This is a genomic window from Ureibacillus suwonensis, from assembly GCF_042655065.1.
Taxonomy (GTDB): domain Bacteria; phylum Bacillota; class Bacilli; order Bacillales_A; family Planococcaceae; genus Ureibacillus; species Ureibacillus suwonensis.
In genome coordinates this window covers 46,684-68,763 of the sequence record NZ_JBHSNQ010000009.1, presented here as the reverse complement: position 1 = coordinate 68,763, position 22,080 = coordinate 46,684, and the positions used below count along the sequence as shown (strand labels likewise).

The window sequence follows — 22,080 nt, the reverse complement described above, 5'->3', positions numbered from 1 at the left end:
TTCCCCCTTTTTTCTTTTATTATAATTTTTATAATTCTTATAATACATTAGAAACCTTGTCCAATAAAGTACAAAAATAAAAGAAAGCCTTGATTTGCAAGGCTTCCAGGAATTATTAATAAACTGTTTTTTCAAAATAATTCGTTTTTTCGAGAATATTTTTTACTCTATTAAGAAATTTGCCACAAACGTATCCATCTAAAATTCGATGGTCGATCGATAAGCATAAATTCACCATATCCCGGATGGCTATCATATTATCGATGATGACCGGCCTTTTTACAATGGCTTCCACTTGCAAAATGGCGGCTTGCGGATAGTTGATAATGCCCATGGATTGGACAGAACCGAAAGACCCTGTATTATTGACCGTAAAAGTTCCGCCTTGGATATGTTCGCTCTTTAATGTGCCATTCCGCACGTGTTGGGATAGTTCATTGATTTCCTTGGCAATTCCTTTGATGGATTTATCGTCCGCATTTTTAATGACCGGCACATAAAGGGCATCTTCAGTTGCAACGGCAATGGAAATATTAATATCCTTCTTCTGGATAATTTTATCTCCGGCCCAAACGGAATTGAGCATCGGAAACTCTTTTAACGCTTGTGCAACGGCATTGACAAAAAAGGCGAAATAAGTAAGATTGAAACCTTCTTTTTCTTTGAATTGCTGCTTGATGGAGTCACGGTACCGGACTAAATTTGTCACGTCCACTTCCATCATCAACCAGGCGTGTGGAATTTCCTGTTTGCTTCTCACCATGTTATTGGCAATGGAGCGTCGAATGGCTGAGACAGGAATTTCCACATCTCCGGCATTCTTTTCAATTTGAATTGGTTTTGATGCCGCTTCCGCTTTGGCCGGAATCGTTTTATGGGACTCTGCAGCTGCCGCTTCCGTTTCCTTTGCGACGGAAAATTGGCTTCCATCTTTCCGGGACTCGATAAACTTGAGTATATCTTTTCTCGTAATGCGGCCGTTTAATCCGGTTCCCGTCACTTGTTCCAAATCAATGTTATATTCGCCCGCCAGTTTCAATACGGCTGGAGAATAACGGTTTTTCTGCTTCGGAATGAGTTCGCCATAATCCGGCTCATTGATTTTCACTTTTGCATCGGAAATCGTCGCATTGCGAATGGCCTGGCTGATGTTTGATTGTTTTTCTTCCACAACTTCAATCGTACAGATGACGGTTCCGACAGGATATGTTTCCCCTTCGTTTCCGATCAGTTCTTTCACAATACCGGTGAATGAGGAAGGCACTTCCGCATTCACTTTATCTGTCAATACTTCCGCCAATGGGTCGTATTTTTTTACAAAATCTCCTGGCTTCACTAGCCATTTTTCAATTGTTCCTTCTGTAACACTTTCCCCCAATTGGGGCATGATGACTTTTTCTACTGACATATGGATTCCCCCCCTTTAAAAAGCGGCCAATTCCCGCATCGCCCGTTCGATTTTTTCAGGACTGATCATGAAATATCTTTCCATGGTTGGTGCATAAGGCATTGCTGGAACATCCGGCCCAGCGAGTCTCATAATAGGTGCATCCAAATCAAATAAACAATGTTCCGCAATGATGGCTGCCACTTCGCTCATGACGCTGCCTTCTTTATTGTCTTCCGTCACAAGGAGCACTTTCCCGGTTCTGGTTGCCGCTTCAATAATCGCTTCCTTATCTAAAGGATAGACAGTCCGCAAATCCAAAAGATGGACGCTGATTCCGTCATCCTGCAGTCGTTCGGCTGCCTGGAGGGCATAATTGACGCAAAGGCCATACGTTATAACGGTAATATCGTCCCCCTCCCTTTTTACATCCGCCTTCCCGATCGGAATCACGTAGTCATCGAGCGGCACTTCCCCTTTAATTAACCGGTAGGCCCGCTTATGTTCAAAGAATAAAACCGGATCTTCATCCCGGATGCTTGCTTTTAGCAATCCTTTTGCGTCATAAGGAGTCGAAGGGATGACAATTTTCAGACCGGGTGTATTGGCAAATAATGCTTCCACAGATTGGGAATGATATAATGCGCCGTGGATCCCTCCACCGTACGGGGCGCGAACGACAATCGGGCAATTCCAATCATTATTGGAACGATAACGGATTTTCGCCGCTTCCGATACAATCTGGTTTACCGCCGGAAGGATGAAATCGGCAAATTGCATTTCCGCAATCGGGCGCATTCCCACCATTGCAGCCCCAATCGCCACACCGGCGATGGCACTCTCAGAAAGGGGAGTATCCAACACCCGCCATTCACCAAATTGTTCGTACAATCCCTGGGTCGCTTTAAACACTCCGCCTTTTTTTCCGACATCTTCGCCCAAAATGAAAACTTTCTCATCTCTTTCCATTTCTTCCTTCATCGCCAAGTGTATCGCTTCAATGAAAGATAATACCGCCATCTTTATTCATCCCCTTCCCAATAAACATATTTCAACGCATGTTCCGGGGGAGCATACGGTGCTTTTTCCGCATATTCTGTGGCATCATTTACAATTTCCATCACCTTGCCGTTCATTTCCTCAAGGGTTTCTTTTGTCGCCACATTGGCATCCACTAAGTATTTCCCGAATAGCAACAATGGATCATTCGCTTTTCCTTGGGCAACTTCTTCACTGGAACGATATTTGTCATCATCATCGGAGGAATGGCTCGTCAAGCGGTAAGTCACCGCTTCAATCAGGCTCGGACCTTCTCCCCGTAACGCCCTGTCCACTGCCTCCTTCATTACTTTATAAACGGCTAAAGGATTTTTTCCATCAACCGATTCTCCATGCATTCCGTAACCGAGGGCCCTGTCAGCCACATTTCCCCCCAACTGCTTATCGATCGGCACTGAAATGGCATATTGATTGTTTTCTACCATTATAATGACAGGCAATTTATGAACGCCGGCAAAGTTGGCTCCTTCATGGAAATCTCCCTGGTTGGTAGAACCTTCTCCCAAGGTCACAAAGGAAACATAATGTTGATTTTGCAATCGACCCGCAAGCGCCACCCCGACTGCATGGGGAACTTGGGTTGCAACCGGCGAGGAACCCGTCAAAATCCGTTTCTTTTTATACCCAAAATGCCCCGGCATCTGTCTGCCGCCTGAATTCGGATCTTCCGCCTTTGCAAAGGCTGACAGCATCAATTCCCTCGGTGTCATGCCAAAGTGCAACACAACCCCCATATCCCGGTAATACGGGGCAATATAATCCCTTGTCGGATCTAATGCAAATGCCGCTCCAACCTGAGCCGCTTCGTGGCCCTGGCAAGAAATGACGAAGGGAATTTTTCCTGCGCGGTTTAATAGCCACATCCGCTCATCCAATCTTCTGGCAAGCAGCATTGTTTCGTACATTTTCAACACATCGCTGTCAGATAAGCCGAGCTCTGCATGATGTAAATCTGTCATTGAAACTCTCCCCTTTCTTAGAACACAAGTTAAAAGTGAATCGCTTTCCCATCCACCGCTAAGGCCGCTTCATATAAAACTTCACTTAAGGATGGATGCGGGTGAATCGTTTCCCCCATCTCCCATGGAGTTGCGTCTAACAAGAATGCCAATGAGGCTTCCGAAATCAAATTCGTCACTTGAGGTCCAATCATGTGCACGCCAAGCAAATCATCCGTTTGGCTGTCGGCAATGATTTTCACAAACCCTTCTGTTTCCCCATGAACAACAGCCTTTCCGATCCCTTTGAACGGAAAAGTCCCTATCTTCACATCGTAATCCATTGATTTTGCCTCTTCTTCCGTCAATCCAATGCTTGCGACTTCCGGGAAGGAATAGACACAGCGTGGAATGTTTCGATAATTCACCGTTTTCTTCTTCCCATTGGCGATATGTTCCACCGCTGCAAGAGCCTCGCTCGTGGCGACATGGGCAAGCTGCGCGCCACCAATACAATCCCCTATTGCGTAAATATGCTTTTCTTTTGTCTGATAAACATCGTTGACTTTGATGAAGGAAGATTCAATTTCAATCTCCGTATTTTCAATCCCCAGATTATCAATATTTCCCATCCGGCCGATTGAAATTAACATTTTCTCTCCTTCGTATTGCTTTTCTTCGCCATTTACTTTCGCTTTCAGCTTTACGGCCTTTTCATTCCTTTCAATTGTTGAAGGGAGTACCTCCGCATTCGTCACGATCTTAATGCCTCGTTTCTCCAGCTGCTTCGTCATTTCCCTCGATATGGAAACATCTTCTTGAGGCAAAATGCGTTCCCCATATTCCAACACTGTGACGTCCACGCCAAAATCGTTCAAACAGGATGCCCATTCAATGCCGATGACGCCACCACCAACAATGAGGAAAGATTTTGGAAGATGTTCTATTTCCAGCATTTGATCGGAATTCAACACGGACTTGCCGTCAAATTCAATTCCTTGGAAAGGACGCGGCTTGGCTCCGGTTGCAAGGATGATATGTTTCGGCAATAACATTTCGTTTTCTGAGCCATCATTCATTTCTACAGAGACCGTCCCTCCTGCCATAGGAGAAAAAATGGATGGCCCCAATAGCCTCGCTGTTCCGTAATAACAATCGATTTTCCCCTTTTTCATCAACCCTTTGATTCCTTGATGCAGCTGCTCCACAACTTTTCTTTTCCGATCATGCAACTGCTGAAGATTGAAATGGATGTTTGAAATTTCCACTCCAAATTGACTTGCATTTTTCGCTTCCCGAAACATTTCCGCACTTCGTAAGAAAGTTTTTGTCGGGATACATCCTTTATGAAGGCATGTTCCTCCAAGATTTTCTTTTTCCACTACGGCCGTTTTTAAACCAAGCTGGGCCGCCCTTATCGCTGCGACATATCCCCCAGTTCCTCCACCGATAACGACTAAATCATATTCTCGAGCCAATGCCATCCCTCCAATGAAAGTAAGATTCATGAGTAATAGATTAAGATTGTCTTTTGCTTAAAATGTTTTTCTCTCTTTGCATAAATTGCTTTCTTGACTTAAATACGCTGTTGATGCGTTCTTCCGCCAGGCGGTTGGCGGCCAAATAAGTCGGGATGTTCTCCTCCTTCGACATTCTAAAAATTTTCGTCAGCGAATCATAGATCATTTCCACCCTTTTCATCGCCCGTTCCCTGTTATAACCGTATAATTCATCCGCAACATTGATGACACCACCGGCATTGATGACATAATCAGGAGCATAAACGATGCCCTTCTCATGGAGAATTTGGCCATGTCGGGATTCTTTCAGCTGATTGTTGGCTGAACCGGCAATGACTTTCGCTTTCAATTGCGGAATGGTTTCGTCGTTGATGATGGCCCCAAGAGCGCATGGGGAGAAGATATCCACCTCTTGTTTATAGATGTCTTCCGGTTCCACCGCTTCCGCACCAAATTCATCGACCGCCCGTTTCACCCGATCTTGATTGATATCTGTCACAATCAACTTTGCCCCTTCTTCATGTAAGTGCTTACATAAGTGATAAGCAACATTCCCCAAGCCTTGCACAGCGATGCGCTTTCCTCTCAAACTATCATCACCGAATGCTTCCTTCGCACTGGCTTTCATTCCTAAATAGACACCGTAAGCAGTTACAGGGGAAGGGTTTCCGGATGAACCATAAGTCGGTGAAATCCCAGTAACGTAGTCGGTTTCTTCATAAATGAGATCCATATCCTCCACCGTTGTTCCTACATCTTCCGCTGTAATATAGCGGCCGTTCAAACTTTGAATAAAACGGCCCAAAGCACGGAACATTTCTTCGTTTTTATCCTTTGCCGGATCCCCGATGATGACCGTCTTTCCGCCGCCAAGATTCAAGCCGCTGATCGCATTTTTATATGTCATGCCTCTTGCAAGGCGCAAAGCATCTTCAATCGCTTCTTCTTCTGATTTGTAAGGCCACATGCGTGCCCCGCCCAAAGCAGGACCCAATGTTGTATCATGTATGGCTATGATCGCTTTCAATCCTGAATTTTTATCATGGCAAAAAATCAATTGTTCATAATCGTATTTTTCCATGTACTTGAAGATTTCCATCGTTTTCCCCTCCTAATCGGAAATGAATGAATTCTCTCACTTAATTAAAAATTTTCTATTTAAAAACACTATTTTACTTTACAATACTTTTTATTTTTACATTTATCAACTAGAAACATTGAGAAAACTTGAATTCCCAATTTTCTGATTTTTCATTCTTTTCGAAAAAATATATTATTAATATAATTTATATGAAAGTATTCCCTGAAATATTGGCATTTCTTTGTCGAATCTTGACATGTTTTTTTTACAATGTACAATTGAATTAATTGCGAAGGAGGTAAATGGCATGGCCCGAATAATTGCATTTATCGTATTACTGATCCCCGCATTGATTGCCGGCGCCGGAATCAAATTTATGAGGGATACGCTGTACGGGAATTTAATTTCCCCTTTTCCGTGGCTATGGCTTCAATTTTTGACAGGTCTTATTTTCAGCATCATAGGAATCGGCTTTTTCGCCGGCTATTTATTGCATAGAGATCGAAAAAGAGGAAGAGTGGCCCCAAGGTTTCAAAAAAATGGGGATACAAAGGAAATGAAACAATGAAATATTTATTATAGAAATTATAGAAAAAAGCGTTCAATGAAAGGATCATCCTTCAATGAACGCTTTATACATTCAGTTCGCCCAATTCCAGGACAAACCGCCCTTTTGTCAAATTCGTTAACAATGATGATTTATTGCCGATTTGAATAAAAGTACCCGGGTACGCTTCTTTCCTTACAATAATTTCCCCTTTGCCCATCGACTTCAGGTTTTCCATCAGTTCCTGGATTTCATGATCAATTTGGATCATCTGCTGCTTCTTGTCTTCCAACACTTCTTTCAATTCCTTGACGGATTGTAATTGGGCCGGGTTCATTCTGTCCCTGAGCGCCGAAAGCTTTTCGACTTTTTCCGATAACTTTAAAATTTCTTCCTGCATCGATTTTAATAATGCCGCTTTTTGTTGGATGGTTTTATAGCCTTCTTGACGGTCGAGTGACTGTATGATCAACTCGGTACGCCGTTCAACCCGGTTTCCGGATATGGCCGTCACAATTTTGTTCCGCGCAATCGCTTTTCCTCCAATAATTTTCCCTTTGCGTTCGTCCAATAAAATTGAATCCGCTTGCAAAAAAGAGTTCAACGAATAAAACCCGATGACAATTTCCTTCTTTGCAAATAAATTGGCTTCATTGACATGCTTGACGTAGATGCTGCCACCCGCTTTTACCGTCGTTTGGCCTAAGCCGAAGATGCCTCCTTTGATATAAATATCTCCCTCTCGCGATTGGATGAGTTTTGCCCCCGTCACTCCTTCCAACCCCTCAATGGAAATGTCTCCGGTGGCAATGACCGTAAAACCTTTTTGGATGGTGCCGGAAATGGTGATCGAACCGTCAAAATCGATATTTCCCGTTTCCAATCCCACATCCCCATTGATCGGCAAATGATTATTAATAATCAATATGCCTTGCCTTTCTTCAACGACACCTTTGCTTAAAGCGCGAATGACGATCTTTCCGTCTTCTTCCCTTTCGTAAGCCGACTTTCGATCATATTTCAATGGCTTGTCCATTCCCGGTGGAGCAGGAACTTCTTCGCCAAAAATATTTTTCCCGTCAATGCCGGGTTTTGGTGGAATTTTTTCCCCCAACCAATCATTTTCATTGATTTCAAAAATGAAATTCATATCAAAGTAATCGGCCCGCCCATCTTCACGGATTACCGGTTTCCTCTCAGGCAGTTGCAAATAGGTCACCTTGGCATCTTCGCCTTTGATCGGCGCCGTCCCTTCAGCCACAACTGTCGGTTTCCCGATTCTTATTGTATGTATATCAACCGGCTTGATCCCGTGAACGATTTTCTTTTTTTCCAATAAGTCTTTCAGTTCCTTATAAAAAAGAACCATATCTTCCAATATTGATGAATCGTGCACTATCAGTTGGGCCGTCATTTTATCTTTCGAAACATCGATTTCCATCGGGGGAAGCCAAAGGCCAATTTCGACCGGTACAGGAGTTTCTTCTTCCAGAGCATTCTTTAAATTTACAAAATTTGTTAGTTTTAGACGATTAATGGCCCGAACAATTTTATCAAGTTCCTTCAACGGGAATCCTTTTTTAAACGTTTTTATGAACACTTTTTCATTTTCCAAAATTAGTTCGAAATAATCATTGGAAAAAATTCGCACCAATATTCACCTCTATTCCTTGATTCTAGTATAATATAAATTTCTCATTTTTTCTTTATTATCATTTGAAAAATAAAAAGTCACCCCATAAAGAGGTGACCCGTTAAAAAGGAATGATTCTATTATATAAATATAAAAAATTTACTATAAATCCGTTCATTGAAAATCATTCTTTAGTCGGATGCAAAGACATCCAAAACCTTGATCAAAACTTTCGTTATGACGCCACAAGCTCAATGCGGATTTTGTCCGCAATCATGGCGATGAATTCGCTGTTCGTCGGTTTTGATTTCAAATGATGCACTGTGTATCCGAACATTTGTGAAATCGATTCGTAATTTCCCCGGTTCCATGCCACTTCAATTGCATGGCGGATTGCCCTCTCCACCCGGGAAGGAGTAGTGCCAAACTTCTTCGCAATTTCAGGATACAAAATTTTTGTCACAGAACCGAGCAAATCTATATCGTGATATACCATTTGAATGGCTTCCCTCAAATATGCATACCCCTTGATATGTGCAGGAACTCCAATTTCCTTGATAATGGATGTGATGGTTGTATCCAATTGACGCTGATTGACTTTACTGCTTGTTTCAGGCTGCAGTACGCTATGTCTTTTGATGGATTCCCTTTTTTGACCTGCACAATGCATAATTTTCTGAACAAGTTGATCAAATTCGAACGGTTTTAACATGAAGTAGGAAGCTCCGTATGTAACGGCCTGTTTCATCACATCTTCTTGTCCAAATGCCGTCAACATGATGACTTGTGTATCGCGGAAACGATCGTCCTTATGCATCTCCTGAAGCACGCCCAACCCATCCAAATGAGGCATGATGATATCCAGCAACAATATATCCGGTTTGCATTCTTCTAACATATTCAGACACAATTTTCCATTAGAAGCAGTAGCAACTATTTCAATATCCGAATGATTTTCGAAGTATTGTTCCATTGTTTTCACTAAATCTCGATTATCATCGGCAATTGCCACTTTAATTTTTGACATTGAACCAATTCCCCCTTAATAACCTTTTCCCAAAAACCATTTTCCATTTTATATTACAATAAATATGTCATAGTTTTCGTTTACTTGACAATATTCTTTTCGACATTTTTTTAGAAAAACCTTTCATATCAAGAAAAATAAGCATGTGGTCGTAATGTTTCTATTGGATTTGACAAATTCTGAGCCAAGTAAAATTATCGGAATACAATTTATTAATTAAAAAATCAAAAAAAGACTACACCGACTCCATCGGTATAGTCTTTTCGTATCAGTCCGGCTTCTTTTTTAACATTTCAGATAGGGTGATGGCCGCACCACGGTCCGGTTGTTCGACAAACATATGCGTTACAGCGCCGACAAATTTGCCTTTCTGTATAATCGGGCTTCCGCTCATTCCTTGTAGAATGCCGCCGGTTTTTGATAACAGTTTCTCGTCCGTTATTTTAAATTGCAAAAAGTTGTCTTCGATTTTCACGATTTCAATTGCAAATGATTCGACTTTTGAACCTTCAATGGCCGTAAGAAGTTCCGCCTTCCCCAATTGAATTTCATCATCATGCATAATTTCAATCGGTTTACGCATATTTTGTTTTATGTCAGATTCCCAATGTCCAAAAATGCCGTATATGTCATTGGAGGAAATATCCCCCAACCGGATATCATCCGTATTGATGACAGATATTTTATATCCGGGATTCCCGGGACTGGACTTTTTTATTTGCTCAATGGAGGCTAAAAAAATAGAACCATCTGTAAATTCAGGTGGTCTGTTTAAAACCCCGTCAATGATTTGATGCCCCAATGCCCCATATTCTTTCGACTCGGGATCCAAAAAGGTCAATGTGCCAATGCCGTCCGTTTCATCCTTTAAAAAGGGGAGAATATTATTGGCCTGTTCATTGGTCAACGTAATGCTTCTTTTTTGATTCGACCCTTTTTCAATGGAAAGAGTGATTTCCCCTTCTGTAAACGATTCCTTCAACTCTTCGATGGAATCAACCTGCTTTCCATTGACTTCCGTTATCATATCCCCTTTTTTCAACCATTGACCATTCGGTAACAATACATCATGAGCGACATATATAAAAGGCAGCTCCAACTGAATTCCGATCGATTCGCCCATCGGTATCAATTTTTTCGCTTCGGCTACAGCAGAAGGTGATAAAAGGGCGATGATGAGCACAAGATACGCCAGCAAATTACGCAAACGGCATTTCATAATCCACCTCCTAAAATGTTTGTAACATTACTATGTGTAGCTGCCCTTTTAATAATGTGAGGTAAATATTTGTCGCATAGGTACTTTCAAAATTTGCAAATGCAGCATTCCCGCTTTTTTCGTCATTTTCAGGTGGATATTGGATTTTTTGATGCGGATTTACGGATTTCGTTTTTCTTTTCATTGGCCAATTTTAATAATTCCCGGGCATGTTGGAGGGTCAATTCGGTAATCTCTGCACCGCTCATCATGCGGCTGATTTCTTCCACCCGTTTTTCATCTTCAATTTTTTTGACCGTTGTATAGGTCCGGTTTTTTTCCACTTGTTTCAATATTAAATAATGTTGGTCCGCCATTGCGGCGACTTGTGGCAAATGGGAAATACATAAAACTTGGGAATTCAATGAGATATTTGAAATTTTTTCAGCGATCGCTTGTGCTACCCGACCGCTCACACCAGTATCCACTTCATCAAAAATGATGGATGTAATTTGGGATTTCGACGAAAAAATGGTTTTTAATGCAAGCATGATTCTCGACAGCTCGCCGCCAGAAGCAATTTTTGGCAAAGATTTCGGCGGTTCGCCAACATTGGTGGATATATAGAATGATATATAGTCTTTCCCATTACTGTCGAAATTATTTAAACGCTCAAACTGAACGATAAATTTTGCCTTCTCCATATGTAAATCCCGAAGTTCGTTCATGATGGCTTCACTTAATGTGGCCGCACATTTTTTTCGCACTTTCGTCAATTCATCGCATAAATGTTCCAATTCCGCTTCCATTTTTCTCAACTGCTGCTCTTTTTGCTGGATGGCTTCATCCCGATTCAAAAGGGTGTTTAATTCTTCCTTAATTTTCTCATAATATGTAATAATCTCTTCCACTGTGCTTCCATATTTTCTTTTCAGCATTTGATATTGGGCAAGCCGCGATTCCACTTCATTCAAACGCTCGGGATCAAATTCGAGCTCGTCGATGATATTTTTGATTTGGTAAGAAGCGTCTTGGAGCGAATAAAAGGAAGAGGATACAGCTTCAAAGGAATCATTGAATTGCTCGTCCAGCGGAACAATATCTTCCAATGCCCCCATCGCTTCACCGATGCAATCCAGTCCTTTCATTTCGCCTGAAATCGCTTCATAAGCTTGGACGGCATGTTCGTAAATTTTATGGAAGTTTTGCAATCGCTTTCGTTCTTCGAGCAATTCTTCTTCTTCCTTGACGGACAATTTGGCCTCTTCTAATTCCTGGATTTGGAATTGATATAAATCGATGCGTTGGGCGATTTGCTGTTCATTGATATTGATTGCATCCACTTCTCTTTTTAATGACCGGTATTTATCATACATTTGCTGATATTTTTGTTTGATCGGCCGCAATTGTTTTTCTGCAAATTGATCGAGCAAATCAATATGGCGCTTCTCGTCCATCAATTCCTGGTTTTCATGTTGGCCATGAATATCCACCAAAGTGGAACCGATCTCCCGCAAAACGGATAGAGGCACAAGTTTTCCGTTCACCCGGCAGATGCTTTTTCCATTTTCATTAATATCCCGACGCAAAATGATTATCCCGTCCTCTTGATCAATGCCTGCTTCCATCAATTTATCAAATGCGGGATGCCGGTCTGGTACAAAGAAGAGTCCCGTCAATTCCGCTTTCTTTGCGCCATGGCGGACAAATTCCTGGCTTGCCCGGCCGCCGCAGAGCAAATGGACGGCATCGATGATGATCGATTTCCCCGCACCTGTTTCACCAGTCAAGACTGTCAGCCCATTTTCGAAATTTACGGATAGTTCTTCGATAATGGCGAAATTTCGTATATTCAGCTCTTTTAACAAACGGACCACCTCGAATTACAGTAAATCTAAAATTCGTTTTTTAATTATTTCCCGATAACCCGCTTCCCGTACAATGATCAAAATCGTGTCATCCCCGGATAGTGTGCCCAATACTTCAGGCCATTCCAAATGGTCGATCAATACCGCGACAGCATTCCCATTTCCCGGAAGTGTTTTCAGCATTAAAAAATGGTCCACTCCATCAATGCTGACAAAAGAGTCTGTCAGCGCTCTTTGCAGTTTTTGCAGCGGGTTGAAACGTTGATCTGCAGGTAAACTGTATTTATAACGTCCGTCCGGAAGTGGAACCTTCACCAAATGAAGTTCTTTAATATCTCTTGAAACCGTTGCCTGAGTCACATTGAAACCTGCTTCCTTCAAAGCGGCCACCAGTTCATCCTGTGTTTCGATTTCATTATTCGCAATGATTTCCCGAATTTTCATATGCCTTTGACCTTTACTCATGTATAGCACCTCTTAATGAATATAAATGTATATTTATACTATCATTATAAGTTATTATTCATCAAGTAAAAATAGGGAATGACCTTTGCCATTCCCTGATTTTTCTTAATCAAGTTCTTGATGGGCCGATTCCACAACCTTCTTAAAATCGGTAAATGGAGTCGCTTCCTGTCCTTCCTGCGGTTTATGCAGATGGAATAAAAATTCAATATTTCCTTCCCCACCGGTAATCGGAGAGTAGGTCGCATTTTTTACAATAAAACCGACCTCCGTTGCCATCTTCGCCGTGTTTTCCAACACTTCCAGATGGGTTTTCGGATCGCGGACGATCCCTTTCTTGCCCACTTTTTCTTTGCCTGCCTCAAATTGCGGTTTTACAAGAGCCACCACATCTCCATTTGGAATCAGAATATTAAATAAAACCGGCAAGATGAGTGAAAGGGAAATAAAGGATACGTCAATTGTCGCAAATTCCGGCAATCCTTTTGTAAAATCCTCAGGTTTGGAATAACGGAAATTCGTTTTTTCCATCACAGTGACCCGTTCATCCTTGCGCAATTTCCAAGCCAACTGATTGGAACCTACATCCAACGCATAGCAATGTTTTGCCCCGTTTTGGAGGGCACAGTCTGTAAAGCCGCCGGTGGAAGCACCGATGTCCAACACCAATTTCCCTTCCACGTTTAAATCGAATTCCTTTAAAGCTTTCTCCAATTTTAATCCGCCGCGGCTTACGTATTTTAGCTGTTCACCTTTGACTTCCAACGGCGCATCCACCGGGATTTTTTCCCCCGGCTTATCGATCCGCACTTCTTTTGAATAAACAATGCCCGCCATAATTGCCCTTTTTGCTTTTTCCCGGGTTTCGAACAATCCCCGTTCCACGAGCAGAACATCCGCCCGTTCTTTCGGCGTTTTCGTCATACGGTTTTTTTACCTAATCGTTTTTGATTTTTCACTAATGATTCAATGCGGGCAATTGTTTCTTCTTTCGTGATGTGCAATTCTTCCAACAATAAATCTACACTGCCGTGATCGACAAAACGATCCGGAATGCCCATCCGTTCGATTTCAATATGGTTATATTTATTGTCGCTGGCGAATTCCAAAATGGCGCTTCCAAAACCGCCTTTTAATACCCCTTCTTCAATGGTCAAGATTGGCATATTTTTGCTCATGATTTCATGCAACATTTCATCGTCCAACGGCTTAATGAAACGGGCATTGACCACTTTTACATGGATATTCCGTTTCGCAAGTTCCTCTGCCGCCTCCATTGCCATTGGAATCGTCGTACCGAAAGTTAAGATCACCGCATCTTTTCCATCTCTGAGCACTTCCCATGTACCGATTGGAATCGAGTGCAGTTCTTCATCGAGCGGCACTCCAAGACCATTTCCGCGAGGGTAGCGAAGTACAATCGGACCGTCGTTATATTCAGCCGCCGTTTTGACCATATGTTGTCCTTCATTTTCATCTTTCGGCATCATGATGACCAAATTCGGGATGTGGCGCAGGAAGGCAATATCAAAGACCCCTTGATGGGTATCCCCGTCCGCACCGACAAGCCCGGCACGGTCAATGCCGATGAAAACGTTCAATTTTTGTCTCGCAATATCGTGCAGAACTTGATCATAAGCCCGTTGCAAGAAAGTTGAATAAATCGCCAAAAACGGTTTCATATTTTGCGTTGCCAGTCCTGCCGCCATTGTTGCGGCATGCTGTTCCGCAATCCCTACATCGAAGAATCGTTCAGGGAAATCTTTTTGTATGCCTTCCATTTTTGAACCCACTGGCATTGCAGGTGTAATGGCAACAATCCGCTTATCCTCTTTCATTAATTTCCGGACCGTTTCGGAAACCAAGCTGGACCAGGAAGGACCTTTTGCATTGTTTTTTACAAAAGCTCCGGTTTCAATTTTATAAGGACCTGTACCATGCCAAGTTCCAATCCGGTCTTCTTCCGCCGGTTTATATCCTTTTCCTTTTTTTGTCACCACATGGACGAGAACCGGACGATCTTCCACTTTTTTTGCATACTCCAACGTTTTTTCCAAAGCGTCGAAGTCGTGGCCATCAATCGGTCCTAAATATTTAAAGCCCATTTCCTCAAAGAATACGCCGGAAATCACCAAATATTTTAAGCTGTCTTTCACGCGGTCAGCAGCTTGGGCCAGTTTTCCTCCAAACACCGGCACCCGTTTCATCAATGATTCCAATTCTTCTTTCGCTTTGGAATATTCCTTCGCCGTTCTCAGGCGGCCCAAAATATTGTGCAATGCACCTACATTGGGCGCGATGGACATTTCATTGTCATTCAGAATGACGATCATTCTTCTTTTTTCATGTCCAATATGGTTCAATGCCTCAAGCGCCATCCCGCCAGTCAAAGCACCGTCGCCGATGATCGGTACAATATAATTATTTTCCTTTTTTATATCCCGTGCGATGGCCATCCCCATTGCCGCGGAGAGGGAAGTGGAGCTATGGCCCGTTTCCCATTCATCGTGGACGCTTTCCGCCCGTTTCGGGAAACCGCTCAACCCTTTATATTGACGAAGGGTATCAAATTGACCGGCACGCCCTGTCAATATTTTGTGCACATAAGCCTGGTGCCCCACATCCCATAAAAATTTATCAAAAGGACTGTTAAAAGAACGATGCAAAGCAATGGTCAATTCTACAACACCTAAATTTGGTCCAATATGTCCACCGGTTTTTGAGCATTTTTCGATTAAAAAATCCCGGATATCTTGGGCAAGTTCTTCCAATTGCTGTTTATTCAGCTTTTTTAAAAAGGATGGACCGGTAATTTTCGTTAAATCCATCTCTCACACACCTTTTCTTCAGTTTATTCACTTTGGAAGTTTCCATCATTATAGCAAGGCAAATTCACAGGCAAAAGCAAATTGAATTTCTTCTAATTATTCCGTGAAACAATATAATTTGCGAATTCTTTAAGTAGAGTCGTATCTTCTGATAGGTTGTCCAAAGCCTTCAATGCGGACTGATAATGTTCCTGCAATTTCTGTTTCGCACCTTCCAATGTTAGCAATGCCGGATATGTGCTTTTGTTGCTTTCCTCATCCTTTCCGGCCGTTTTTCCCAACTGTTCGGATGTGCCTTCCACATCAAGAATATCATCCTGAATCTGGAAAGCGAGGCCGATATGATGTGCATATTCTATTAACGCTTTTCTCGCATCCATTGTTGCATCGGACAACACCGCTCCCGATTCGATGCTGAATCTCAGAATGGCACCCGTTTTATTCCGATGGACGTGTTCAAGTTCCGATAAATTCAGTCGGCGGTTCTCCCCGTCCAAATCCAAAACTTGTCCACCCACCATGCCTTCCGCACCGCTTGCAATGCTTAATAAATTGATCAGTTCCACCTTTTTCTCGGGAGAAACATTTTCCATCCGCGCCAAAACGCCAAATGCCAGCGTATTTAATGCATCTCCTGCTAGAGTGGCCATAGCTTCGCCAAATACGACATGATTTGTCGGTTTGCCGCGTCTTAATTCATCATTATCCATGCTTGGAAGATCGTCATGGATCAGGGAATATGTATGAATCATTTCCACGGCTGCCCCGACCGTATAGACTTCCTTCTGTTTGTTCTGAAACATTTCGGAAACCGCTACGACAAACAGGGGACGTATTCTTTTTCCTCCCGCTTTTAATGAGTATAACATAGAATCTTTCAAAGCTTGCGGTGCTTCGAGCCGCTCCACTTGATAGACGATCTCGCGGTTAATATTCTCCAAATGTTCATTGATAAAATCTTTTAATCGATTGCTCATCAGATTATTCCTCTCCATTTGTTGGTTCGAAAGGCTTTTTGTCACCGTTTTCATTCACAATTGAAATCAATTGTTCCTCCGCATTTTGCAATTTTTCATGACAAAATTTCGATAACTCCATGCCCTTTTTGTATAAATCAATCGCTTCTTCCAAAGGCACATCTCCCTGTTCTAATTTTCGCACAATCTCTTCTAATTCAGTCATTGCCTCGGCAAAAGTCTGTTTAGTCATTATTTTCACCAACTTTTTTTCGAATTTCCATCACTTTGGCTTCCACGAACCCGTCATGGAATTGAATTGAAACATGATCTTCCATCTTTACTTGAGAGATCGATTTAACGACCCTTCCGTCTTTGTATGTTACGCTAAACCCTCTCTCCATAATTGTCAATGGATTTAAAGCCTGAAGGGTTCTAACCGTAAATAAGAAATTGTCCTTTTTCCGGTTCAATACTTGAAAAACCGTCCGGGTCAGTATATTGGAAAGCTGTTCCACCTGCTTTTTATAATAGACGATGGAATTTTGCGGTGAATGGACTTTTAGCGCGCCTTCCATCTGGGATAATTCATTTTTCTTTTTCATCAAATACATTTGGCTGGCCCTTTGCAAATTCAGATCCGCCTGAATCAGCCGTTCCGTAAATGGCCGATATAATCTCTCCGGATGGGATAAAGGATAGGATTGTTGCAACTTCGTCAGCCGGTTCCGCTCATAAACGACTCTGCTTCTGACAATTTGATGCATTTGGGATTGATAGCTCAAAATCCTTTGATACAGCTCTTGAATGTTCGGAACAGCCAGCTCCGCAGCGGCTGTTGGTGTCGGGGCACGAAGATCCGCCACATAATCCGCAATCGTCGTATCCGTTTCATGGCCGACCGCACTGATGATCGGAATCCGGCTTTCAAAAATGGCCCTGGCGACAATCTCCTCATTAAAGGCCCATAAATCTTCGATGGAGCCTCCACCACGGCCGACAATCAAAATATCCGCAAATCCATGGCTGTTCGCCAGCTGAATATTCTTCGCAATGGATTCCGCCGCACCAATCCCCTGAACGAGGGTTGGATAAATGATGATTTCCGCCAGGGGATATCTTCTTTTGATCGTTGTACAAATATCGCGTATCGCTGCTCCCGATGTGGCTGTACAAACTCCGATGGTCTTTGGGAATTTCGGAATCGGCTGTTTGAATTTCGGGTCAAACAACCCTTCTTTATATAGTTTTTCTTTTAATTGGTTAAAGGCGATGAAAAGGCTTCCAATACCATCCGGTTCCATCGATTGCACGTACAATTGATAGGAACCCAGGGCTTCGTAAACATTGACATCTCCGCGTATAAACACTTGCATGCCATCTTCCGGTTTAAACTTTAATAGACTTGCCTGGGAACGAAACATGAGCGCGTTGATCCGTGCGGCATCATCTTTCAGCGTAAAATAAATATGTCCGGATGGATGTATTTTGACATTCGATAATTCGCCTTTCACATAAACATCCCGCAAATGCGGATCTGCATCGAATTTTCTTTTGATATATTTCGTTAAAGCTTTCACCGTCAAATAGGAAGATGGCATCAAGAATCTCTCCTCTGTCCAGCTGTTATAGTACAAACAATGCAACCATTAGAAAAGCTGTTTTCCTAGAAAAACAGCTTCACATTTATTGTACCTGTTTCGTCGTTATTTGTCGCCTAATGTTTTTTCAGCTGATTTTACAGTATTATACAATAACATTGTAATGGTCATTGGCCCTACTCCGCCAGGTACAGGCGTGATATAGGAACAAATCGGTTCCACCGCTTCAAAATCCACATCTCCAACCAATTTGTTGTTTTCATCGCGGTTGATTCCCACGTCGATCACCACTGCCCCTGGTTTCACATGGTCTTTCGTAATAAATTTTGGACGGCCGACAGCGGCAACCAAAATGTCCGCTTGTTTTGTTATAGAAGGCAAGTCTTTCGTTTTTGAATGGGTATAAGTAACCGTTGCATCTTTTTGCAAAAGCAATTGTCCCATCGGTTTGCCGACGATGTGGCTGCGTCCGACAACCACCGCATGTTTTCCGGCAATATCAATTCCTGAATATTCTAACAGCTTCATTACCCCAAAAGGCGTGCATGGCAAGAAAGTGTCTTGTCCCAACATCATTTTCCCAACACTGATCGGTGAAAAACCGTCCACATCCTTTTCCGGTGAAATTGCGGCGATGACATTGTCTTCATTGATATGTTTTGGCAATGGCAATTGCACTAAAATCCCGTGGATATCTTGACGTTCATTTAATGCATGGATTTTTTCCAACAATTCATCTTCCGTTGTACTTTCAGGCAATTTAATGACTTCAGAATAAATGCCGATCGCTTCACAAGAACGGTGTTTGTTGCGGACATAAGTTTGGGATGCAGGGTCTTCGCCGACCAAAATCACTGCCAATCCTGGTGTTACTCCCTTCTCTTTCAACTGAGACACCTGTTCTGCAATCTCTTTACGTATTTTTTCTCCGATTTCTTTCCCGTTGATTAGTTGAGCCATTCTATTTTCCTCCCCAAAATCGATATATGCTTTCGTCATTTCAGCAAGAAAATTTTTATGTTTATCTCATGATTGTTCTACAAATTTAGAGAGCACACCATTGACAAATTTGCTTGATTTTTCTTCCCCAAAGGTTTTCGCAAGTTCAATGGCTTCATCCAGCACAACCGCTGGAGGTGTTTCATCCATATATAACAATTCAAATAATGCCATCCGTAAAACGGTCCGTTCGATTTTTGGCAAACGATATAACGACCAATTCTCCAATTTTTCCTTCAGCTTTTCATCAAGTTCTCGCAGATTTTCATGAACCCCAAAAACCAGCTTTTTGAAAAAAGGATCCAATTCCTGATTTTCTTCAAAAACATGGCTGATGGCTTCTTCCAATGTCAAATCCGTATTATCCAATTGAAATAAAACTTGCAACGCTTTCTCACGAATTTCGTGCCGCTTCATAAAATAACTCCTTTATTTCTAACATTCGTACATATTATAACTATTGTTTGCAAAAAATACATTAGCAAATCGTAATTTCTTATAAATACAACATTTTCTATTATAACATTACTTCAAAAAAAGGGCTCAACAGGTTTTGAAATTTTATTATTTGGAAGTTTAAAGCTCCATCCGTCTCTAACGACAAATGGAGCTTCATCAACATTACATATTGACTTTGTTTTCATTTTCTATATTTTTCGCCGTCTCTTTTGCCTGTTTAAAATCCCTTCTGTAAAGCACTTCCTGGGTTTTCGTCAGCCCGTTGTTTTTCTCGGTGAGTCTTTCATGGATCGGTTTTTTCATCGTCTCTCTCTCCTCTCAAATGTTTTCTTTCATAGTTTGAGCTTTATTCGGAGAGATATTATTTAAAACTTCTTGCTGCATTTACAGCTTTTTTCCATCCATCATACAACGCTTCCCGTTTTTCATCGCTCATATTGGGTTCAAATCTCTGTTCCAAATTCCAGTGATTGGAAATCCCTTCTTTGTTTTTCCAGAAACCGACAGCCAAACCGGCAAGATAAGCCGCGCCCAAAGCGGTTGTTTCATTCACGGACGGGCGTTCAACAGGCACATTTAAGATGTCGGACTGGAACTGCATGAGCAGGTTGTTTTTCACCGCTCCGCCATCCACCCGCAATGATTTTAACTGGATTTCCGAATCCGTTTCCATGGCACTGCAGACATCTTTCGTTTGATAGGCCAACGATTCAAGAGTGGCGCGAATAAAATGTTCCTTCGTCGTGCCCCGCGTCAAGCCAAAAATCGCCCCCCTCACTTCACTATCCCAATAAGGGGTTCCCAATCCGACAAATGCCGGGACAACATATACCCCTTCCGTGGAATCGACCTTTTCCGCATACCGTTCGCTTTCACTGGAATGCTGGAACATGCGGAGTCCATCCCTGAGCCACTGGATCGCCGAACCTGCAACGAAAACGCTGCCTTCCAATGCGTATTCCACTTTTCCATCGATGCCCCAAGCAATGGTTGTCAAAAGGCCATGCTTTGATTTGACCGCTTTTTCGCCGGTATTCATCAACATAAAGCAGCCTGTTCCATATGTATTTTTCACCATTCCCGGCATGAAACATGCTTGGCCAAAAAGTGCTGCCTGTTGGTCACCGGCAATGCCTGATATCGGCACCTCCACACCAAAGAAATTCTTTTTCGAAACATATCCATAGATTTCCGAAGACGGGCGGACCTCCGGAAGCATGGAGAGAGGAACATCCAATATGTCAAGCAATTGTTCATCCCATTTTAATTCGTAAATATTATACATCAATGTCCTGGAGGCATTGGAATAGTCCGTTACATGTACAAGGCCTTCCGTCAATTTCCAGATTACCCAAGTATCAATGGTTCCGAACAGCAATTCACCTTTTTCCGCCTTATCCCTTGCCCCATCCACATGATCCAATATCCATTTCACTTTCGTTCCTGAAAAATATGGATCAATCAATAATCCGGTTTTATCGCGGAACAACTCTCCATATCCTTTTTCATTCAACTCGTCGCAAATATCCGCCGTTTGTCTGGATTGCCAGACGATGGCGTTATAGATCGGATTTCCGCTTTTTTTATCCCAAAGGACCGTCGTTTCCCGTTGATTGGTAATCCCGATGGATGCAATTTGCTCAGGCTGGATGTTTTTTTCCGTCAATACTTGTGCAATGACCGATAAAACGGAACTCCAGATTTCATTCGCATCATGTTCCACCCATCCAGGATTCGGAAAATATTGGTTAAATTCTTTTTGGGCAATATGGACAACTTCCCCATTTTGATTGAATAAAATGGCTCTTGTGCTGGTCGTTCCCTGGTCAAGAGCCAGTATATATTTCTCCATACAAGTCTACTCCTTCCGCATTTCCCTCTTTCATTTACTAATTTATTCTCGATGAACTTCCATAATCCTTTCAACAGCGGAAATTTTACTTCCATTGGCGAAAATCATTCAAAAAAGACAATAAAAAAACATCAAAGGATTCCAAAACCGGTCATCCTTGATGTTGTTTGATATTGATTCTATAAGGAAGATTCCTCATCGGCATTGCTTTCGAATTGAATGGCAGTGATGTGCACATTGACTTCGCTTGTTTCAATGGATGTCATATTATAAATTGCCTGGCGAATGGCTGTCTGAATATCTTTTGCCACTTTTGGAATCGAAAAGCCGAATTTCACCGAGCAATAGACGTCGATAATGATTTCACCTTCATCCGTAATCGTTGCTTTCACACCTTTGGAATGCACTTTTTTTCCAAAGCGTTCAGCGACTCCGGAAGCGAAATTTCCGCGGGTTGATGCAACGCCTTCCACTTCATTTGTCGCAATACCTGCAATTACTTCGATCACTTCAGGGGCAACCTCAATCGTTCCAAGTTCCTCTTTTCCGGAAGGAGCTGGTTGTACAAACGCTTTTGCAGTCTTCTCAGCCATCTTCTTCATCCTCTCTTTTCATTTCAAAACTGTCCATGCAAGTTTCACAAACCGATGTATTTATTATTA

General features: G+C 42.3%; 21 protein-coding genes and 1 pseudogene. 1 reads left to right on the top strand and 21 read right to left on the bottom strand.

Annotated features, from left to right (window positions below):
* Positions 1-115: 115 nt before the first annotated feature.
* The 6 genes and pseudogenes from ACFPOH_RS00610 to ACFPOH_RS00585 form a co-directional block, all read right to left on the bottom strand.
* Positions 116-946, bottom strand: a complete 831-nt coding sequence (locus ACFPOH_RS00610) for a dihydrolipoamide acetyltransferase family protein (protein ID WP_390308612.1) — start codon at positions 944-946, stop codon at positions 116-118.
* Positions 938-1,408: pseudogene (locus ACFPOH_RS00605) on the bottom strand (biotin/lipoyl-containing protein); the annotation flags it as partial. The gene ACFPOH_RS00610 and the pseudogene ACFPOH_RS00605, both read right to left, overlap by 9 nt.
* 15 nt (positions 1,409-1,423) lie before the next feature.
* Positions 1,424-2,407 (bottom strand): alpha-ketoacid dehydrogenase subunit beta, encoded by a 984-nt coding sequence (locus tag ACFPOH_RS00600; protein WP_342469521.1) that lies wholly within the window; start codon positions 2,405-2,407, stop codon positions 1,424-1,426.
* A 2-nt stretch (positions 2,408-2,409) separates the two neighbouring features.
* Positions 2,410-3,405: a thiamine pyrophosphate-dependent dehydrogenase E1 component subunit alpha gene (locus ACFPOH_RS00595; RefSeq protein WP_342469522.1), complete on the bottom strand. Its 996-nt coding sequence runs from the start codon at positions 3,403-3,405 to the stop codon at positions 2,410-2,412.
* Between the two features lie 29 nt (positions 3,406-3,434).
* Positions 3,435-4,862, bottom strand: coding sequence for a dihydrolipoyl dehydrogenase (lpdA, locus tag ACFPOH_RS00590; protein WP_390308561.1), 1,428 nt, complete (start codon positions 4,860-4,862; stop codon positions 3,435-3,437).
* Between the two features lie 40 nt (positions 4,863-4,902).
* The gene (locus tag ACFPOH_RS00585; protein WP_390308560.1) at positions 4,903-6,003 is read right to left on the bottom strand and encodes a Glu/Leu/Phe/Val dehydrogenase dimerization domain-containing protein; all 1,101 of its coding nucleotides are present in this window, start codon (positions 6,001-6,003) and stop codon (positions 4,903-4,905) included.
* A gap of 289 nt (positions 6,004-6,292) precedes the next feature.
* Between ACFPOH_RS00585 and ACFPOH_RS00580 the strand changes: the two genes are divergently transcribed.
* Entirely contained in the window at positions 6,293-6,553 is a 261-nt protein-coding gene (locus tag ACFPOH_RS00580) for a DUF2627 domain-containing protein (RefSeq protein ID WP_342581348.1), read from the top strand.
* A gap of 64 nt (positions 6,554-6,617) precedes the next feature.
* Here the strand turns inward: ACFPOH_RS00580 and ACFPOH_RS00575 are convergent, their stop codons facing one another.
* The 15 genes from ACFPOH_RS00575 to ACFPOH_RS00505 form a co-directional block, all read right to left on the bottom strand.
* Positions 6,618-8,183 carry a DUF342 domain-containing protein gene (locus tag ACFPOH_RS00575; protein WP_390308610.1) on the bottom strand — a complete coding sequence of 522 codons (1,566 nt, stop codon included), beginning with the start codon at positions 8,181-8,183 and terminating at the stop codon, positions 6,618-6,620.
* Positions 8,184-8,400: 217 nt separating this feature from the next.
* A complete protein-coding gene (gene spo0A, locus ACFPOH_RS00570; RefSeq protein WP_342469526.1) occupies positions 8,401-9,192 on the bottom strand; it encodes a sporulation transcription factor Spo0A in 792 nt (263 codons plus the stop codon).
* A gap of 268 nt (positions 9,193-9,460) precedes the next feature.
* The gene (locus tag ACFPOH_RS00565; RefSeq protein ID WP_342581347.1) at positions 9,461-10,411 is read right to left on the bottom strand and encodes a SpoIVB peptidase S55 domain-containing protein; all 951 of its coding nucleotides are present in this window, start codon (positions 10,409-10,411) and stop codon (positions 9,461-9,463) included.
* A 128-nt stretch (positions 10,412-10,539) separates the two neighbouring features.
* Positions 10,540-12,258, bottom strand: coding sequence for a DNA repair protein RecN (gene recN, locus ACFPOH_RS00560; RefSeq protein ID WP_390308559.1), 1,719 nt, complete (start codon positions 12,256-12,258; stop codon positions 10,540-10,542).
* Between the two features lie 15 nt (positions 12,259-12,273).
* The gene (gene ahrC / locus ACFPOH_RS00555) at positions 12,274-12,723 is read right to left on the bottom strand and encodes a transcriptional regulator AhrC/ArgR (RefSeq protein ID WP_390308558.1); all 450 of its coding nucleotides are present in this window, start codon (positions 12,721-12,723) and stop codon (positions 12,274-12,276) included.
* 105 nt (positions 12,724-12,828) lie between these two features.
* Positions 12,829-13,647 carry a TlyA family RNA methyltransferase gene (locus ACFPOH_RS00550; RefSeq protein ID WP_342581345.1) on the bottom strand — a complete coding sequence of 273 codons (819 nt, stop codon included), beginning with the start codon at positions 13,645-13,647 and terminating at the stop codon, positions 12,829-12,831.
* Positions 13,644-15,551, bottom strand: a complete 1,908-nt coding sequence (gene dxs / locus ACFPOH_RS00545; RefSeq protein ID WP_342581344.1) for a 1-deoxy-D-xylulose-5-phosphate synthase — start codon at positions 15,549-15,551, stop codon at positions 13,644-13,646. The genes ACFPOH_RS00550 and dxs overlap by 4 nt, the downstream gene beginning before the upstream one ends.
* A gap of 92 nt (positions 15,552-15,643) precedes the next feature.
* Positions 15,644-16,528 (bottom strand): polyprenyl synthetase family protein, encoded by an 885-nt coding sequence (locus ACFPOH_RS00540; RefSeq protein ID WP_342469532.1) that lies wholly within the window; start codon positions 16,526-16,528, stop codon positions 15,644-15,646.
* 4 nt (positions 16,529-16,532) lie between these two features.
* Entirely contained in the window at positions 16,533-16,760 is a 228-nt protein-coding gene (locus tag ACFPOH_RS00535; RefSeq protein ID WP_342469533.1) for an exodeoxyribonuclease VII small subunit, read from the bottom strand.
* Positions 16,753-18,108: an exodeoxyribonuclease VII large subunit gene (gene xseA, locus ACFPOH_RS00530; RefSeq protein WP_390308557.1), complete on the bottom strand. Its 1,356-nt coding sequence runs from the start codon at positions 18,106-18,108 to the stop codon at positions 16,753-16,755. Before xseA ends, ACFPOH_RS00535 begins: the two co-directional genes overlap by 8 nt.
* Before the next feature lie 105 nt (positions 18,109-18,213).
* Positions 18,214-19,068, bottom strand: coding sequence for a bifunctional methylenetetrahydrofolate dehydrogenase/methenyltetrahydrofolate cyclohydrolase FolD (gene folD, locus ACFPOH_RS00525; protein WP_342581341.1), 855 nt, complete (start codon positions 19,066-19,068; stop codon positions 18,214-18,216).
* Positions 19,069-19,134: 66 nt separating this feature from the next.
* Positions 19,135-19,524 (bottom strand): transcription antitermination factor NusB, encoded by a 390-nt coding sequence (gene nusB, locus ACFPOH_RS00520; RefSeq protein ID WP_342581340.1) that lies wholly within the window; start codon positions 19,522-19,524, stop codon positions 19,135-19,137.
* A 204-nt stretch (positions 19,525-19,728) separates the two neighbouring features.
* The gene (locus tag ACFPOH_RS00515) at positions 19,729-19,869 is read right to left on the bottom strand and encodes a YfhE family protein (protein WP_342469537.1); all 141 of its coding nucleotides are present in this window, start codon (positions 19,867-19,869) and stop codon (positions 19,729-19,731) included.
* A gap of 58 nt (positions 19,870-19,927) precedes the next feature.
* The gene (gene glpK / locus ACFPOH_RS00510) at positions 19,928-21,418 is read right to left on the bottom strand and encodes a glycerol kinase GlpK (protein ID WP_390308556.1); all 1,491 of its coding nucleotides are present in this window, start codon (positions 21,416-21,418) and stop codon (positions 19,928-19,930) included.
* A 179-nt stretch (positions 21,419-21,597) separates the two neighbouring features.
* Positions 21,598-22,011, bottom strand: a complete 414-nt coding sequence (locus tag ACFPOH_RS00505; RefSeq protein WP_342469539.1) for an Asp23/Gls24 family envelope stress response protein — start codon at positions 22,009-22,011, stop codon at positions 21,598-21,600.
* Between the last annotated feature and the right edge of the window lie 69 nt (positions 22,012-22,080).

Bases quoted from the DNA above. Each gene is read 5' to 3' on its own strand.
- ACFPOH_RS00600 (WP_342469521.1), bottom strand. From the start codon at position 2,407: ATGGCGGTATTATCTTTCATTGAAGCGATACACTTGGCGATGAAGGAA.
- ACFPOH_RS00595 (WP_342469522.1), bottom strand. From the start codon at position 3,405: ATGACAGATTTACATCATGCAGAGCTCGGCTTATCTGACAGCGATGTG.
- ACFPOH_RS00585 (WP_390308560.1), bottom strand. From the start codon at position 6,003: ATGGAAATCTTCAAGTACATGGAAAAATACGATTATGAACAATTGATT.
- ACFPOH_RS00580 (WP_342581348.1), top strand. From the start codon at position 6,293: ATGGCCCGAATAATTGCATTTATCGTATTACTGATCCCCGCATTGATT.
- spo0A (WP_342469526.1), bottom strand. From the start codon at position 9,192: ATGTCAAAAATTAAAGTGGCAATTGCCGATGATAATCGAGATTTAGTG.
- ACFPOH_RS00565 (WP_342581347.1), bottom strand. From the start codon at position 10,411: ATGAAATGCCGTTTGCGTAATTTGCTGGCGTATCTTGTGCTCATCATC.
- ahrC (WP_390308558.1), bottom strand. From the start codon at position 12,723: ATGAGTAAAGGTCAAAGGCATATGAAAATTCGGGAAATCATTGCGAAT.
- ACFPOH_RS00550 (WP_342581345.1), bottom strand. From the start codon at position 13,647: ATGACGAAAACGCCGAAAGAACGGGCGGATGTTCTGCTCGTGGAACGG.
- dxs (WP_342581344.1), bottom strand. From the start codon at position 15,551: ATGGATTTAACGAAAATTACCGGTCCATCCTTTTTAAAAAAGCTGAAT.
- ACFPOH_RS00540 (WP_342469532.1), bottom strand. From the start codon at position 16,528: ATGAGCAATCGATTAAAAGATTTTATCAATGAACATTTGGAGAATATT.
- ACFPOH_RS00535 (WP_342469533.1), bottom strand. From the start codon at position 16,760: ATGACTAAACAGACTTTTGCCGAGGCAATGACTGAATTAGAAGAGATT.
- xseA (WP_390308557.1), bottom strand. From the start codon at position 18,108: ATGCCATCTTCCTATTTGACGGTGAAAGCTTTAACGAAATATATCAAA.
- folD (WP_342581341.1), bottom strand. From the start codon at position 19,068: ATGGCTCAACTAATCAACGGGAAAGAAATCGGAGAAAAAATACGTAAA.
- nusB (WP_342581340.1), bottom strand. From the start codon at position 19,524: ATGAAGCGGCACGAAATTCGTGAGAAAGCGTTGCAAGTTTTATTTCAA.
- ACFPOH_RS00515 (WP_342469537.1), bottom strand. From the start codon at position 19,869: ATGAAAAAACCGATCCATGAAAGACTCACCGAGAAAAACAACGGGCTG.
- glpK (WP_390308556.1), bottom strand. From the start codon at position 21,418: ATGGAGAAATATATACTGGCTCTTGACCAGGGAACGACCAGCACAAGA.
- ACFPOH_RS00505 (WP_342469539.1), bottom strand. From the start codon at position 22,011: ATGGCTGAGAAGACTGCAAAAGCGTTTGTACAACCAGCTCCTTCCGGA.